Origin of the sequence: Pseudoalteromonas sp. HL-AS2 (assembly GCF_031198805.1) — a bacterium.
GTDB lineage: Bacteria > Pseudomonadota > Gammaproteobacteria > Enterobacterales > Alteromonadaceae > Pseudoalteromonas > Pseudoalteromonas nigrifaciens.
Map to the genome: position 1 here is coordinate 1436644 of NZ_CP133571.1, position 15967 is coordinate 1452610.

13 protein-coding genes and 1 pseudogene are annotated in these 15967 nt (G+C 40.6%); 7 read left to right on the forward strand and 7 right to left on the reverse strand.

Annotated features, from left to right (window positions below):
* Positions 1 to 111 precede the first annotated feature (111 nt).
* On the forward strand, positions 112 to 879 hold the full coding sequence (locus tag RB215_RS06845; RefSeq protein ID WP_309217074.1) for a hypothetical protein: 768 nt from the start codon (positions 112 to 114) through the stop codon (positions 877 to 879).
* A 4-nt stretch (positions 880 to 883) separates the two neighbouring features.
* Here the strand turns inward: RB215_RS06845 and RB215_RS06850 are convergent, their stop codons facing one another.
* Together RB215_RS06850 and RB215_RS06855 are read right to left on the reverse strand one after the other, a co-directional pair.
* A complete protein-coding gene (locus RB215_RS06850) occupies positions 884 to 2326 on the reverse strand; it encodes a DNA cytosine methyltransferase (RefSeq protein ID WP_309217075.1) in 1443 nt (480 codons plus the stop codon).
* Between the two features lie 102 nt (positions 2327 to 2428).
* Positions 2429 to 2629: pseudogene (locus RB215_RS06855) on the reverse strand (IS110 family transposase); the annotation flags it as partial.
* 250 nt (positions 2630 to 2879) lie between these two features.
* On the opposite strand from RB215_RS06855, the gene RB215_RS06860 reads away from it, so the two are divergent.
* Positions 2880 to 3176, forward strand: coding sequence for a hypothetical protein (locus RB215_RS06860; RefSeq protein ID WP_309217076.1), 297 nt, complete (start codon positions 2880 to 2882; stop codon positions 3174 to 3176).
* Positions 3177 to 3192: 16 nt separating this feature from the next.
* Here RB215_RS06860 and RB215_RS06865 read toward each other — a convergent pair whose 3' ends face one another.
* Both RB215_RS06865 and RB215_RS06870 read right to left on the reverse strand, forming a co-directional pair.
* On the reverse strand, positions 3193 to 3810 hold the full coding sequence (locus tag RB215_RS06865; protein ID WP_041454410.1) for a trimeric intracellular cation channel family protein: 618 nt from the start codon (positions 3808 to 3810) through the stop codon (positions 3193 to 3195).
* Positions 3811 to 4103: 293 nt separating this feature from the next.
* Positions 4104 to 5120 (reverse strand): LacI family DNA-binding transcriptional regulator, encoded by a 1017-nt coding sequence (locus RB215_RS06870; RefSeq protein WP_309217077.1) that lies wholly within the window; start codon positions 5118 to 5120, stop codon positions 4104 to 4106.
* A gap of 471 nt (positions 5121 to 5591) precedes the next feature.
* Between RB215_RS06870 and glk the strand changes: the two genes are divergently transcribed.
* From glk to gap, 5 genes are all read left to right on the forward strand, one after another.
* Positions 5592 to 6590 (forward strand): glucokinase, encoded by a 999-nt coding sequence (gene glk / locus RB215_RS06875; RefSeq protein WP_011328045.1) that lies wholly within the window; start codon positions 5592 to 5594, stop codon positions 6588 to 6590.
* A 26-nt stretch (positions 6591 to 6616) separates the two neighbouring features.
* Positions 6617 to 7630 (forward strand): LacI family DNA-binding transcriptional regulator, encoded by a 1014-nt coding sequence (locus tag RB215_RS06880; protein WP_309217078.1) that lies wholly within the window; start codon positions 6617 to 6619, stop codon positions 7628 to 7630.
* Positions 7631 to 7975: 345 nt separating this feature from the next.
* Positions 7976 to 9829, forward strand: a complete 1854-nt coding sequence (gene edd / locus RB215_RS06885) for a phosphogluconate dehydratase (RefSeq protein WP_309217079.1) — start codon at positions 7976 to 7978, stop codon at positions 9827 to 9829.
* A gap of 30 nt (positions 9830 to 9859) precedes the next feature.
* Positions 9860 to 10492: a bifunctional 4-hydroxy-2-oxoglutarate aldolase/2-dehydro-3-deoxy-phosphogluconate aldolase gene (gene eda / locus RB215_RS06890; RefSeq protein WP_011328048.1), complete on the forward strand. Its 633-nt coding sequence runs from the start codon at positions 9860 to 9862 to the stop codon at positions 10490 to 10492.
* Entirely contained in the window at positions 10489 to 11493 is a 1005-nt protein-coding gene (gene gap, locus RB215_RS06895; RefSeq protein WP_011328049.1) for a type I glyceraldehyde-3-phosphate dehydrogenase, read from the forward strand. Before eda ends, gap begins: the two co-directional genes overlap by 4 nt.
* Positions 11494 to 11581: 88 nt before the next feature.
* Here gap and RB215_RS06900 read toward each other — a convergent pair whose 3' ends face one another.
* The 3 genes from RB215_RS06900 to RB215_RS06910 form a co-directional block, all read right to left on the reverse strand.
* On the reverse strand, positions 11582 to 12868 hold the full coding sequence (locus RB215_RS06900) for a leucine-rich repeat-containing protein kinase family protein (protein WP_309217080.1): 1287 nt from the start codon (positions 12866 to 12868) through the stop codon (positions 11582 to 11584).
* Between the two features lie 74 nt (positions 12869 to 12942).
* Positions 12943 to 13656, reverse strand: a complete 714-nt coding sequence (locus RB215_RS06905) for a YebC/PmpR family DNA-binding transcriptional regulator (RefSeq protein WP_011328051.1) — start codon at positions 13654 to 13656, stop codon at positions 12943 to 12945.
* A 209-nt stretch (positions 13657 to 13865) separates the two neighbouring features.
* The gene (locus RB215_RS06910; protein WP_309217081.1) at positions 13866 to 15947 is read right to left on the reverse strand and encodes a M13 family metallopeptidase; all 2082 of its coding nucleotides are present in this window, start codon (positions 15945 to 15947) and stop codon (positions 13866 to 13868) included.
* Positions 15948 to 15967 lie beyond the last annotated feature (20 nt).

Genomic DNA, 15967 nt, shown 5'->3' on the forward strand with positions numbered 1-15967 from the left:
CTTAAACGGAAAATTAACAGTTGGCTATCGCTTCGCGATTTTAGCCAACCATTAATTTCCGCTTAGCAAGGCGTTAGGGCTCTCAGAGTATCAATCCAAAATGGAGTTTAAATGATAAATGCAGTAGATTTATTTTCTTGTACACCAGCACAAAGAAAGATAAGAATAACTAATCAAGCTGGAATACTCGCTACAGATAACGAAATAGAAGTTTCAAGAAAACTATCCGGAGTTATAAACACTTTTATTGATGATTATTTTGTATTACTGATTCAAAACGATCAAAGCAATGCTAATGGCAGTGTCTTAGATAGAGTAAATATAGGGCAAAAAATTGATGCTGAAATAGCATCATTCAGACCTCTGGCTATTGCTGAATTGAATAAAGCAAACCCCACTAGAGCCAACCTAATTAGAAATGCTAAAAATTTATATGAATTAGCGGGGGCTTCAAAACTTGCCGGAGCAAATAAAGCAACAAGAAATTTAAGCACTACGATGGGCTTACTTTGGGAGAAAGTTGCAAATATAAGTCCTTATGCTGTTAATCCTGAAATTGAATTTAACATTAAAATCAAAGGGGTAGATTTAATTTCTAAAAATAAACAATCAAATATTGTCGAATATCAACAATTAAAAACAAAACACGATACTCTGACCGGTTCACAAAAAGGACGATCAGTTTCGGAGTTAGAAATACATGAAAATCCAGTATTCTGTGCTTGTTTTTCTTTAGGGGGCTGGACTTTTAATGACCCTAATATTCCTAGAATATCAGGGCCAGAATTTTGGAATAGAATTGGTATTGACTACCCTATATTTGAAGATAAAGTAAAATCCCTTATTGTAGATCTTGAAAATGTATTTATAGCACTTTAAACATTCAGGTTTGAGCAGCTAAACTTAATGATTGTTGCTCAAATTTATCTTCGTGGGATTTTACTAGCTTTTCAAACTGCTTCTTCCAATCAACATCGCTCGTATTTTTATACCTAGAGTATTTAAAATTATTAAAACTTGTAATTTTATTGCCATTTAATAAATTCATTATAAGTGTCCCTACAGCATTCCCCATGCTAATTGGAACTGCATTTCCAACCTGTTTATATTGTTGAATTATAGGGCCGGCTAAATCCCAATCGTCAGGAAATTCTTGTATTCTTTTATACTCTTGAACAGACAAAGGACGATCTTCAACTGGGTGAGCAAGATCTGTTGCAGGCATTGCTGGGTGGGTGACCAAAGTTGGAGATGGTTTATCCCAACTTAATCGTCTTAAAAACCCTGTTTTGCCACCACCAGAGTAAAAAGATTTTCCCATTGCTTCTTTTTGAGTTTCAATAGGTAAATTTTTCCAATTTTGTCCGGCAGATAACATTCTATAATATTGAAGTCTTTTTTCTGGAAAAGTTAAATGGTCATGATTGGTTAGATTAGAAATAGCTTTTTTTACAGTATTCCATTTTTGCAATCCATCACTTCCAGATTCAGAATGGGTAGGCACCAAGTATGGAGGTTTTATTCCATCTCTAGAGCAAATTATGATCACTCGTTCTCTTATCTGAGGAGTGCCAAAATTAGCTGAGTTGTATAAATTAAAAGAGTACGAGTAACCTGAGTTTTCTAATCTATTAATAATAAAATTCAGTGCGCCACCTTTTAACTCATCTAATCCAAGCTCAGGATAGTCATCACCTCTTTTTTCATGTGGGCGATGCTCCATAGGACAAGATAAAAGCCCCCGAACATTTTCTATTACAAAGTATTTTGGTCTTAATTCTAGTGCGAGGTCTATATATTTTAGAAACACGTTTCCTCTTTCATCATTAAGTCCCTTTCTTTTTCCAGCAGTACTGAAGGCTTGACAAGGAGGGCCGCCCATTATTAGATCAATTTCTTCTTCTTCTTCTTTTCCTAAACCAGCAGCCAATCTAACCTCGTTGGCACTGTATTTATTTATATCAGTTAGTAATGCGGTATCTGGTTTATTCAGTGCAATGGTTTGCCTACAATATTTATCTACTTCACAAGCAAGCCTGACATCAAATCCAGACTTCTCTATTCCTAAGTCCAACCCCATAGCACCAGAAAAAAAGCTTAGTGCAATTGGCTTCTTACATTTCTCATTAATATTATAAACAGGGTGATCTTCTGCAATTGTATGGGCTGTTCGTAATCCATATTTATCAATGCTTTCTGCATTAATAATCCATGAGTTCCCAAACTTTCTCGACTCTAGTTCGCCTTGTCTACACAATGTTCTTACTCTTTGTTCACTAATATTCAGTTGCTTAGCTGCATCTTTGATGCTAATTTCGGTACTCATGCAGAGTTTCCTTATCGAAACCTATAATGAGTACCATTGTAGCTGTGTATAAAGACAGGTCAAGCCCTAACAACACGCCCAGAGGCTCACCACTTTTAAAATTTAGCTATTAATTGCAAATTTTACTAGTGGTGAGCCTCTGCGTTTTAATGCTGCTAAATACGTCGATTCATCGTAGGGTGTATTCGTTTTGCAACACCTAAATACAATCCTTATCCATTTAAATGCCAGCGATTTAATAATGCTTTTATGTGGCTTGCCCTTAGCTTTTTGTTGCTCATAATACGCTTTAGCCCAAAACGAATAACCAATAAAAAGCCAGTTCTCTCAACAGCTAGCCTCATGAAAATGAGGGGGATCTTTAAAAAAGCCAATTAAAACACCAATTAAAACAACCAATTAAAACAATACCTAGCTCTCACTTTATATTCTGCATAAAATAACGTAATAAATTGAACCAAAATAGGAACTCGGCTATGGTTTGTTTATTAATAAAAACAAATAAAAAACGAGTTAATATACAGGCTCGTTATGTGAAAAGGGATTTTTAATAATGGCACTTTTTTATATTTCACTCGGAACTGTTTTCTTTTTAATAGCTATCGCCTGGTTTGGGTTTGTAGCTTTATATTCTCAAGTAGAAAATTCAGGATTCGGTTTTGGTTTTATTATGGGGGTACTTCCTGCGTTACTTAGCATGTTGCTTATAGTGCCTAGTACGCTGTATAGAACTGTTTTTGTATTTACGCAAAAGCCAAAGCAAACAATGAAAGCTAAAGTTACTTTAGCAATTGGGCTGCTAATCACCTTACTTTATAGTGGTGCCATTATTAAGTTAGCTTTCATATAACAACATGCAATATTAGTTACTTAGCGGGTTCTAATAAACTAAACACAGGTAAGCGCCATTTAAAGCGTACCGATGCCATACGTATTAAGTACCCTGTAACTAAGCTAACAATAATACTTATATTGTCATCAATATTATAGTGATGCAGTGCTAGGTATAAACACGCCACGATAAGTGAAACACTGGCATACAGCTCGTGGTGTAATACCAATGGCGCTTGACGACATATTAAATCACGTAACAAACCACCAAATACGCCAGTAACTATGGCTGCAACTACGCAAATACCATAGTGTAAACCCATGTTTAGCCCAACTTGGCAGCCAATAATACTAAATGCAGCTAGGCCAAGGGCATCTAAGCGCATAAATATACCTTTAAACTTAACTACCCATTTAGCCAACCAAGTGGTGATAATACCGGCCATACAGGTAATTAATAAATATTCTGGATGTTGCACCCACGTAAGTGGGTAGTTACCAAGTAAAATATCTCGAACGCTACCACCACCTATGGCGGTGGCACTGGCCACCAAGCTAACGCCAAACCAGTCCATTTTCATTCGGCCAGCGCTTAGCGCTCCGGTCATGGCTTCTGCTGTAATACCAATAATAAAAACAATACTTAATAGCATGAGATAGTCACTTGAAATTTACACTTATAATAAAGGCGTGATTGTATAGATAAAATAGCAAAATAACGAGTGAGAAATCACGCTAAAAACGCTTACTTCAGATAAGAAAAACTAATACGAAACTTATGCGTAAATAGGCTGTTAAATTGGGGTAAACCTTTGGGTTGGTTGTAAAAGGTGAAGGACAATAGGCCGCAAACAATAAAATAAGTTACTTTGAATTTTAAGCCGTTATTGCCCTAGAGCCACTTTATATTGTTGGGTGGTATTTAAAAGCAAGGTAATGCAGGCTGTTAACTTGAGCCTCGGGCAATTAATATTGGCGGGAGTAGGGTACTTTGTACTGCTTCGCCTCGAATTAGTTTTAATAGGTTTTCTACCAACATTTGCCCGGCTATAGTGGTGTTTTGCTCTACTGTGGTTAAAGGTGGGTTGGTATAGCTGGCAATGGCGATGTTATCGAAACCTATTACGGCAACATCTTTTGGTACGCTAATACCGGCTTCTTTGAGTGCGCGTATTGCACCAATGGCTATTAAATCGCTGGCTGCAAAGAGTGCATTAAATTTTATGTTATTGGCTATTAGTGAGCGAGTGGCATGATACCCCGACTCTTCAGTCGATATTGCATTTGCTGTTTTACGTTCGTTTAAGGTTACGTTATTAGCGCTTAGTTCATCTTTAAAACCTTGAAAACGGGCAAAAAACTCAGGGCTATGATCCGATGCGTCGCCTATAAACGCACAGTCGGTTCTGTTGCGCGCAATTAAATGCGCTGCAGCTAGTTTTCCGCCACCATAATTGTCGCAGCACACCGTTAGATCGGGGCGATTGTCGACCGTTGCACCCCAACAAACAAACTTGGTGTTTTGCTCAAGCAGGGTGTTAAATTTAGGTTGATAATCTAAGTAATCACCATAACCGAGTAAAATAATACCATCGGCGCGGTGGCTATCTTCGTAGTCGGCTTGCCAATCGGCACTGGCCGATTGAAACGACACCAGTAAATCGTAACCTTCTTTAGCACAAGCGCGGGTAATACTGCCTAGCATGGCTAAAAAAAACGGGTTAATTTGTGATTCATCAGAGGTTGGATCTTCAAACAATAATAGCGCTAAGGTGCTACTTTGTTGGGTGCGTAAATTGCTGGCGTTTTTGTCTACTTTATAGTTGAGTTTTTTAGCTATATCGAAAACGCGCTTACGGGTCTCTTCGTTTACCAAGGGGCTGTTACGTAAAGCACGAGATACAGTTGATTGCGACACTCCAGCATAATGGGCTATATCAAATGACGTTGCTTTACCTTTCATGAGCACTACTTAAATAACAAAGAGAATAATGCAGCCATTCTCGTTTATTAATGATTTATTTCAAGCTAATTTATCAATTAAGCACTTTTTTAGTTGATCTACCCATGACACCGGTGTCATAATGAGGGCGTTTTATCATTTTGTTGTCAAAACGTATTGGCTGCCTATATTTTTATAGGCAGCATTTTTTTACTGTGATAGCTGCTTTGGGGTGATAGCCTAAAGTAATAAAAAGAACAATGGGTTACCCGTTGTAAAATAATAAGCATGAATCGCTTATACTAATCGTATTAAAGAGTGGACTATTAAAACGCAAAAAAATAACGCCAAAAAAATGGTTTAACCACAAGGCGAAAGTAATCATATAAGTTGTTTTATATGAATTGTTTTTAACGCAGTGAGTAAGTTATTTAATTAGCTAAAATGTCCATGTTTTAAATAAGGTTAGTATTATACAAAAGAGATAACACTATGAGCTTACACTCTTCTGCCCAATTTGATCCTATTTTAGTTGCCGATATTGGTGGTACCAATGCGCGGTTTGCACTAATTACTGCCTTTGATGCAGCAAAAAACGAATTTGTTATAGAATATAATCATACCTTTCCTAGCGCCGACTTTGGCTCGTTACAAAATGCAACACGCCATTATTTATCAACTGTGCCTCACATTAAACCGGTGCGCGCGTGTTTGGCGGTGGCAGGCCCTATAAAAGCAGGGCAGGTGCATCTTACTAATTTAGGTTGGCATTTTAGCGTTAGTGAGTTTAAACAGGCTTTTTCTTTTTTGCAGCTTGAAGTTATTAACGACTTTGCTGCATTTGCCTACGCTGCCCCTTATTTAGATAGTAACCAAAATGTGGTTATTAAAGCAGGGCAAGCCGATGAAAACTCAAACATTGCAGTTATGGGCCCAGGCACAGGATTTGGTGCAGCTTGCCTAGTTAGAACAGCGCAGTCTAGTGCGGTGCTTAGCTCTGAAGGCGGGCATATATCGCTGGCTGCCGTTACCGATTTAGATGCAAAGTTACTTATAGAATTACGCAAAGAACATCCGCATGTGTCTTTAGAAACTGTTTTTTCAGGCCCGGGTATTGCCCATTTATATAAAGCGATGGCGGCGGTTAAAGGTATTACTGCTAAGCATTTAGATGCCGCGCAAATTAGTAATTTAGCCAATACCGGCGAGTGTGAGGTTTGCGATGCAACTCTAAACCAGTTTTGTGACTGGCTTGGTAGTGCCGCAGGCGATTTAGCATTAGCTTATGGTGCGTTGGGCGGTTTATTTATTGGCGGTGGTATATTGCCACGCATGCAATCGCGCTTGTTAGAGAGTCGTTTTGTTGAACGTTTTTCACAAAAAGGTATTATGTCGCAATATAACGGGCAAGTTCCTGTTACGCTAGTAACCCAAGATAATATACCTTTGATTGGCGCTGCGGCGTGTTTGCATAATAGTAAGCAGGAATAATGCTGCTGGTATTTGGAAGTAAATAGATGAAAAAAGTCACCATAAATAGTGTAGCGAGTTATGCGGGGGTTTCTAAAAAAACAGTCTCTCGGGTGTTAAATAACGAGCCAAATGTAAGTGCAGCTACCCGTGAAAAGGTACTTAAAGTATTTAAAGAGCTTGATTATACGCCTAATCCTATTGCCCGTGGTCTTGCTCAAAATCGCAGTTTTATTATTGGTTGTATTTACGATAATCCAAGTAAAAGTTATATTACCCGCGTGCAAACAGGCGCATTGGCTGCCTGCCAAGAAAACAATTACAATTTATTAATTCATCCTTGTGAGCTGCGCGGTGAAGCACTAATCAATAATATTGATCAGTTACTGCAGTCATCACGCTTAGATGGCATTGTATTAACGCCGCCTTTTTCGGACTTTGCTGAACTAGCTGATTTTTTAAAATCGAAAAAAATACCTTATGCACGCGTTGCCTCTGCAGTACTTGAAGATGATTCGATTTCGGTGCGCAGCAATGACGAGCAAGGGGCATTTGAAATAACCGAGCATTTAATTACACTGGGCCATAAATCAATTGCTTTTATTAAAGGTCATCCCGATCACAGTGCCACTGAACAGCGTTTTAAAGGTTACCGACGGGCGTTAGCAAGCCATGGTATTGAATTTGAAGAACGTTTAGTAGAAGAGGGTAACTTTAGTTATCATTCAGGGGTAGACAGTGCCCGTAGTATTTTAGATTTATCGCCACGGCCAACCGCAGTATTTGCTTCAAACGATTACATGGCAGCCGCCGTACTTAAATTAGCAACTCAACGCAGTTTACGTGTGCCCGATGATATTTCAATTGCTGGCTTTGATAACGCCCCTATAGCACGCCATATTTGGCCTGGGTTAACTACCATAGCGCAGCCAGTTGAAGAAATGACCAAACAAGCGGTTACTCAGCTTATTGCTCATATTATTCAGCCACAAGAGGTTGCGTATCAGGTGACCCTAGAGGCGCGTTTAATTACTCGCGAGTCGACGGCGCAGGTTAAATAAACTCAACTTAAAACGAATATTTACAGTAGCCCGAATGTGCACAAAGCATATTCGGGCTTTTTGTTGGCTGTCGTTAAATATAACGACAGCCAACATTATTAAATGACTATTTATAAAAAATAGTTGGCTATGTTAAAAAAAGTGACTATTTTTATTAGACAGGGTTGACACCGGTGTCATGGTCGTGCGTTAATACAGTGACACCGGTGTCAGGGTGGTTGTGAGAGGCCCTCTGATAAGGTACCTTTGAACGGGTAAGCCAAAGATGCTCAGTGCAATTAATTACGTGGAGTCTTTAATTGCCACTGAGCCTTTATCCTCTAACGAATAGAGCTGAGTTTAATTATGTTGCATCCACGAATTCAAGAAGTCACCGAACGTATCATTACGCGCAGTAAAGCAACCCGCCAAGCTTATTTAGATCGCATTTCGCACGCAAAAAAACAAACAAGAGTTCGTGCTGGATTAGGCTGCGGTAATATTGCCCACGTTATGGCTGCGTGTAGCACCGATGACAAAGCGCGTTTAAAAGCCGATGAGCAACCAAACCTTGCAATTATCAACTCATATAACGATATGCTTTCGGCACATGTGCCTTATAAAGATTACCCAGATTTAATTAAAAGCATTGCTACTAAATACGACGCTACAGCTCAAGTGGCAGGCGGCGTACCAGCAATGTGTGATGGCGTTACGCAAGGGCGTGACGGCATGGAATTGTCACTTTTTTCACGCGATGTAATTGCTATGTCTACGGCAATATCGTTATCGCATGATGTGTTTGATGGCGTTTTTTGTTTAGGCGTATGCGACAAAATAGTCCCAGGGTTATTAATTGGTGCGCTGTCGTTTGGCCATTTACCGGTGTTCTTTTTACCGGCAGGACCAATGCAATCAGGTATTCCAAATAAAGAAAAAGCCCGTATTCGTCAAAAGTTTGCGCAAGGCTTAGTAAGCCGTGAAGACTTGCTAGAAGCCGAAAGCGCGTCTTACCACAGTGCTGGTACCTGTACTTTTTACGGTACTGCTAACTCAAATCAAATGTTAATGGAAATAATGGGCTTACACCTTCCTGGTAGCTCGTTTATTAACCCATACACAGAGCTTCGCGATGGTTTAACCGGTAATGCGGTAGAAACCATGCTTAAGCAATTAACCGACGATAAAGACAGCCCGTGTTTAGCGGATGTGATCAGCGAAAAAACCATAGTAAATGGTTTGGTTGGTTTGCTATCTACTGGTGGCTCTACTAACCACGCCATTCACATTGTGGCTATTGCCAAAGCGGCAGGTATTCAAATAACGTGGAAAGATATGTCTGATTTATCAGCTGAGGTTCCACTATTAACGCGTATTTACCCTAATGGCTCTGCTGATGTAAATCATTTTCAAGCAGCCGGTGGCATGGGCTTTTTAATGCGTGAACTTGCCAGCACAGGCTACTTACATACCGACGTTAAAACTATGCTAGGCGATGGTTTAGCACCCTACATGACCGAGCCGCGTCTTGATAAAGACAACAGCTTAATAATGAGTGATGCAACCGGCCCAAGCAAAATTAAATGGGTAGCTTGCCCTGATAACTCACACGATGAAGATGTACTTCGCCCAGTGAGTAATCCGTTTAGTAAGCAAGGTGGTTTACAACTGCTTACGGGTAACTTAGGCAAAGCGGTTATTAAAGTATCGGCAGTAGCAATTGAACATCAAGTAGTTACCGCCCCAGCTAAAGTATTTAGCTCGCAAGGTGAGTTACAAGATGCTTATAGCCGCGGCGAATTAAACCAAGACTTTATTGCAGTGCTAAAAGAGCAAGGCCCTAAAGCTAAAGGTATGCCAGAGCTACATAAATTAACACCTGTAATGGCAACGCTACAAGATCAAGGCTTTAAAGTAGCTATTGTAACTGACGGTCGTATGTCGGGCGCATCGGGTAAAGTACCTGCGGCGATTCACTTAGCGCCAGAAGCAGTTGAAGGCGGCATAATTGCTAAAATTCATGAAGGTGATTTAGTTACTTTAGATGCACCAAACGGCATATTAAAAGTACATGTTAGCGATGAAGAGCTTGCTAAACGTGAACTGCAATTAAGCCTACCAAGCTTAACCTTTGGCACAGGCCGAGAGTTATTTACCGGATTTAGAAATATCGTAAGCAGCGCCGATTTAGGTGCGAGTGCTTTCGGAATTGAAGAATAATCAGCCATTGTGGGTAATGAGGAACACGTAATGAGTATTGAAAAAATATTAGCATCGGCGCCAGTTGTGCCAGTAGTGGTAATCGAAAAATTAGAAGATGCAGCACCACTTGCTAGAGCCTTATATAACGGTGGCTTAAAAGCGCTGGAAATCACTTTGCGCACGCCCATTGCGGCAGAAGCCGTAAAATTAATGAAAGCAGCCGTACCTGAGGCCTATGTTGGCACAGGCACGGTAGTTGATAAAGCCAGCTTTGATGCTTCAGTAGCTGCAGGCGCTGACTTTATGGTAAGCCCAGGGGTTAGTGACGAGCTACTTGAACTGATAAAAACGAGCGATATCCCGTTTTTACCAGGCGCTGCTACGCCAAGCGAAGTTATGAAACTAGCGTCGCACGGTTTTAAGTATTTAAAGTTTTTTCCGGCAGAAGCCGCAGGCGGAACCGCCATGCTTAAATCAATCGGTGGGCCATTACCCGATATTACTTTTTGCCCAACGGGCGGCATAACGCTCGCTACTGCACCTAACTACTTAGCACTAAATAATGTTATTTGTGTGGGTGGTACCTGGATGTTAGATAAACAACTAATTGAAAATAAAGACTGGCAAGCTATTGAAGCGCTTGCTCGACAAGCTTGTGAAGTAAATAGGAGTCAAAAATGATTAACGTAGCAATTAATGGCTATGGCCGTATAGGTCGCAATGTATTGCGTGCACTTTACGAGTCGGCACAAAATAATGAGATTAAAATTGTTGCAATTAACGATTTAGCCCCAGCTAATGTTAATGCTCATCTTACGCAATTTGACTCAGTACACGGACAATTTGCTCATAAAGTAACGCTAGCCGATAACACTATGCTAATTGGCGACGATGTTATTACTTTAACGCAAGAGCGCGACCCAGCAAATTTACCGTGGAAAGCACTCGATGTTGATATTGTTTTAGAGTGTACAGGTTTGTTTACTTCGCGCGAAGCAGCCGCTAAGCATATTACTGCTGGCGCTAAAAAAGTAATTGTTTCGGCACCGGGCAAAGATATGGATGCAACCGTAGTGCATGGCGTTAACAGCGAAGTACTTAATGCACAAAGCCAAATTATTTCAAACGCTTCGTGTACTACTAACTGTTTAGCACCGATTGCTAAAGCAATTAACGACACGGTAGGCATTGATCAAGGCAGTATGACCACTATTCATGCATATACCAACGATCAAAACTTATCAGATGTATATCATCCTGATCTATACCGTGCACGTAGTGCAACGCAGTCGATGATCCCAACTAAAACTGGCGCAGCTGCAGCTGTTGGTTTAGTGCTACCTGAACTTGCAGGCAAGTTAGATGGTATGTCGGTACGTGTGCCTACAATTAACGTTTCTTTGGTTGATTTTACGTTTATTGCGAAGCGCGATACCAGCATTGAAGAAATTAATGCAATTATGAAAGAAGCGTCAACGGGCTCAATGAAAGACATTTTGCAATATAATGAGCTGCCGCTTGTTTCTATTGATTTTAACCATAACCCAGCGTCTTGTGTGTTTGATTCAACACAAACCAGAGCGAATGGTAAATTGGTTAAAGTTATGGCTTGGTACGATAACGAATGGGGTTTTTCAAACCGCATGTTAGATCAAGTTAAAGCGTTAGGTAAGTTTTTATAATTTTAGAGTTTAAGGTTATATAAATAACGTTAAAAACCACGCATTGCGTGGTTTTTTTGTGCCATTTATAAATTTACTACGCTTTACTTTATAACTGTGTAGTTAGCTGTGTGCTTAACTGCGAAAGTGTGGGGCGCTGTATAATATCAGTTGTCATGCATTGCTTAGCTAGTTGCGCAAGCTTAACTGCTATTGCATTATTGTCGCTGCAAACACTTAGTAAATCATCAATTAAACAACCTAGCGCGCGTACTTCAATTAATTGCATTTGCTGGCGCTGATACTCACTCAACATAGCTAAATTAGTTGCTGCACCAAAATCGCCAAATAACACATCTGCGTCTTGGTTTACCATAGTGTTATGCGCATATACATCGCCATGGCTTACTTTATTTGCATGCAAATGTTGTAGGGTACTGGCCATTTGTTGCACAATTTTATAAATAGCTTGGCTACTATAATTACAGCCATCTGCGAAGGTGTCGCGAGTACACGTTTGTAAACTTGGCGGTAATCCTAAATTGCTAAAGCTATTATCTATTAGCTCCATTACTAAACCAAGTTGGCTGCCTTGCTCTATATAGGCAAGTACCTTAATTAAATTGGCATGTTCATTTGCCTGCAAGCAGCAATTAACTTCATCAAGCGGATAACCATCGCTGGTAATTGCGCCTTTAAACAACTTAATAGCTACCGCTTTATTTGCTGCTTTTGCAAGGTGAATAACCCCAGAGGCACCTTGGCCAATAACGTGCTGTAATGTGTAATCACTCAGTGGCTTATTCTCTAAACTACTTTTTGTTAGGCACTGGGCTTTATTAAAGGTGTTACCAGCAAAGGCCAGCCAAGTAAGCTTTGGTAACTCAAATAACCAGTTATCTAGGTGCGTTAAGTTATTGGCAGATAAGCGCACTAATTCTAAGTTTGTACACTGCTGCATACTGCTTGGCAAAGTGCGTAACCGGTTACCCGCTAAAGCAAGTTTGCGCAGCTGTTTAAGCTCGCCGAATGATGCGGGTAATTGCTCAATACGGTTGTCGGTTAATATTAACCACTGTGTTGTAAGCGGCAGGCTATGCTGGGCAAACTCACTAATTTGATTGCCTTTAAACGCGATCATAACAAGTGCTGGGCATTGCGCTAAAACAGCGGGAATATGCTTAAACTGATTAAACGATAAAAACACCCGTTTAAGGCGGGTTAAACTGGCAAACTCTGCGGGTAAATCACTCAGGTTATTATTAGATAGGTCGAGTACTTCTAGGGTGTCGGCAAGGGTAAAAATTTCTTTTGGGAAATCAGTGAGGTTTTCCACCAATTGTAAGTGGCGAGCACCGCTTAAAGCACCGCTGCGTAGTTGTTCAAGGGTATTCAAAATTAACTAATCCATTTTACAAAAACAAAAAGGCCAAACTAAGTTGGCCTTTGATCACGTTTTATTATTAACGCTTAAAACTCTGCGTTGTGGTAAACGTTTTGTACGTCGTCGCAATCTTCTAGCATAGCTAAAAAGCGCTCCATAACCTCAACATCTTCGCCTTCAATAGGCGCTGCTATTTGGGGTACAAACGAAATTAAATCTTCGTCAAATTCAGTAACGCCCATTTCTTCAAGTGCTGTGCGAGTATTGTTGTACTCAGTATGTGGTGCAAATACAGTTACCTTGCCGTTTTCAACTTCTACGTCGGTTACATCTACATCAGCCATCATTAGTGCTTCAAGTACTGTTTCGTCGTCATCACCGTCAAATACAAAAATTGCAAGGTGATCAAATAAATGCGAAACCGAGTTTTGTGCACCAATTTTAGCGTTAGCTTTAGTAAAGCAAACACGTACATCAGCAAAGGTACGTTTATTGTTGTCGGTTAAACAATCAACAATAATCATACAGTTACCCGGGCCGTAACCTTCGTAACGTGTGGCTACGTAGTCTTCACCGCCGCCGCCTTTTGCTTTGTCTATTGCGCGGTCAATAACATGCGCCGGTACTTGGTCTTTTTTAGCGCGCTCAATTAAACGACGTAGCGATAAGTTACCGTCTGGATCGGTACCGCCATTTTTAGCACAAATATAAATTTCTTTACCGTACTTAGAATAAACTTTAGTTTTAGCACCCGCAGTTTTAGCCATTGAATCTTTTTTGTTTTGGTAAGCTCTTCCCATCTGCGTTTCGCCTTTAAATATAAGTATTAAAATAATTTTCAGGGGCATAGTTTAAAGGTAAATGTGGGGTAGGGCTAGTAACTATTAAATAGATTAATGCAGATAAAAACAGGATGGGTTGAGTTTTATGCTAAAGGCTATAAAAACACTGAGCAGAAAAAATATAACCCGCAATGGCGGGTTATATTTAATTGCAATTTAGCGCTCTATTACCAAATGCGTACGCGTTGATCCTCAGGAAGATACAATTCATCGCCTGGTTTTACATCAAATGCTTTGTACCATGCGTCGTGGTTACGCGGGGCTTGTGCTCTAAAGCGACCCGGCGCATGCGTGCCACCGCGTAGCTGATTTAACATGCTTTGCTCGGTGCGTTTTTCTTTCCATACTTGTGCCCAAGCAAGAAAGAAACGCTGATCGCCAGTAACACCGTCAATAACCGGTGCTTCTTTACCGTTTAAGCTCAGTTTGTAGGCATGATAAGCCATGGCTAAACCACCCACATCACCAATATTTTCACCTAGGCTATTACGCCCGTTAACAAAGTTACCTTCAATTGGCTCATACTTATTGTACTGCGCTGCTAACTGGTCGGCTTTTGCGTCAAATGCGGCGCGATCGGCATCAGTCCACCAGTTACGTTGGATCCCGTTTTCGTCTGATTTAGAACCTTGGTCGTCAAAACCATGGCCCATTTCGTGGCCAATTACTGCGCCAATACCGCCGTAGTTTACTGCTGCGTCGGCATTTGGATCGAAAAATGGTGGTTGTAAAATTGCCGCTGGAAATACAATTTCGTTAAATGAACTGTTGTAGTAAGCGTTAACGCGCTGTGGTGTCATACCCCAACGGTTACGATCTGTTTTTTGCAGCTCTTTTGCAACGCTTTCGGCTTGAAAAAACTCACGCATGTTTTTTACGTTGCCGATTAAGTCGTTATTACTAATAGTTAAACCTTCGTAAGACTGCCATACATCTGGGTAACCAATTTTTGGTACAAATGCAGCTAGTTTAGCGCGCGCATTTACTTTGGTTTCTGCGCCCATCCACTCTAGGTTATCAATACGCTCACCTAATGCGGTACGCAAGTTTTCGACCAGTTCAGACATTTGTTGTTTTGACGACTCAGGAAAATAACGTGCTACGTATATTTTACCAATAGCAAAACCAAGTGAATTGGTGCTCGACATTTCATCTATAGCACGCTTCCAACGCGGACGAGGCTCTTGCTGACCATTTAACTCTTTACCAAAAAATGCAAAATTAGTATTAAAAATATCTTCAGAGAGCAAGTTAGCGTTACCACTTATTGCGTGGTAGGTTAAATAATCTTTCCATACCGCTAAGTCTTCTTGATTGATTAATTCAATCATGGCTTTTATTGGCTCGGGTTGCGATACATTTAACTGCGGTACTTTGTAGCCTGTTTGAGCAAAATATGCATCCCAGTTAAAGTCAGGGTAGGCAGTGCTTAGCTCGTCGCGTTTAATTTGATTTAATGTAAGGTCGCGGTTACGGCGCTTTTCGCGTGGCCAATGGCCTTGTGCAATTTTGGTTTCTAGCTCTAAAATTGCCTGTGCGCGCTCATTGGCGTTATCTGCATCGGCAAATTTAAGCATGTCGGCAATATGAGCCACATAGGCGCTACGCGTATTAACAAAACGTTCTGAGTCTTCAAGGTAGTATGAACGATCGGGTAAGCCTAAACCGCCAGCACCTAACGACATTTCGTATTTATTAGGATCTAAGCGGTTAAACCACATGCCACCACCAAGCGGGGCTTTAACACCGGTTAACCAAGACTGACCAAACATTTTGGCTAAGTCGTCGGTTGATGATATTTCACTTATTTGCGTTAAAAGCGGCTTAATTGGTGTTATGCCTAGCTTATTAAGTGCTTTGGTGTCCATGTAGGCGTTGTAAAAGTCGGCTACTAGTTTTTCATCGGCATTTAAGTCTTTACGCGCGGCAATTTCTTCAATAATTACTTTAACGCGGTCTTCGCTGCGCTCGGCCAATGCCGAAAATGCGCCATAGCGGGTTTTATCAGCAGGCATGCTGTAATTGTCATACCAAGTGCCACTGGCGTACATAAAAAAATCGTCGCCTGGTTTAACCGCTTCGTTACGTGCAGCTAAATCAACACCAAAACTACCCAACTCTGCTTTTTCTGTTGTTGCGGCTATTGGTGCAGTAGGTGCTGGTTGTACTTGCGTTTTTGATGTTTGTGGCTCTGAACAGCCGCTAATAAATGTGGCAGCTAATGCAGCTGCAATTAAACTCTTTTTCATTGTGTTCCCCTGAGCTTTCA

Coding starts and splice junctions, on each gene's coding strand:
- RB215_RS06845 (WP_309217074.1), top strand. CDS start 112: ATGATAAATGCAGTAGATTTATTTTCTTGTACACCAGCACAAAGAAAG.
- RB215_RS06850 (WP_309217075.1), bottom strand. CDS start 2,326: ATGAGTACCGAAATTAGCATCAAAGATGCAGCTAAGCAACTGAATATT.
- RB215_RS06860 (WP_309217076.1), top strand. CDS start 2,880: ATGGCACTTTTTTATATTTCACTCGGAACTGTTTTCTTTTTAATAGCT.
- RB215_RS06865 (WP_041454410.1), bottom strand. CDS start 3,810: ATGCTATTAAGTATTGTTTTTATTATTGGTATTACAGCAGAAGCCATG.
- RB215_RS06870 (WP_309217077.1), bottom strand. CDS start 5,120: ATGAAAGGTAAAGCAACGTCATTTGATATAGCCCATTATGCTGGAGTG.
- glk (WP_011328045.1), top strand. CDS start 5,592: ATGAGCTTACACTCTTCTGCCCAATTTGATCCTATTTTAGTTGCCGAT.
- RB215_RS06880 (WP_309217078.1), top strand. CDS start 6,617: ATGAAAAAAGTCACCATAAATAGTGTAGCGAGTTATGCGGGGGTTTCT.
- edd (WP_309217079.1), top strand. CDS start 7,976: ATGTTGCATCCACGAATTCAAGAAGTCACCGAACGTATCATTACGCGC.
- eda (WP_011328048.1), top strand. CDS start 9,860: ATGAGTATTGAAAAAATATTAGCATCGGCGCCAGTTGTGCCAGTAGTG.
- gap (WP_011328049.1), top strand. CDS start 10,489: ATGATTAACGTAGCAATTAATGGCTATGGCCGTATAGGTCGCAATGTA.
- RB215_RS06905 (WP_011328051.1), bottom strand. CDS start 13,656: ATGGGAAGAGCTTACCAAAACAAAAAAGATTCAATGGCTAAAACTGCG.
- RB215_RS06910 (WP_309217081.1), bottom strand. CDS start 15,947: ATGAAAAAGAGTTTAATTGCAGCTGCATTAGCTGCCACATTTATTAGC.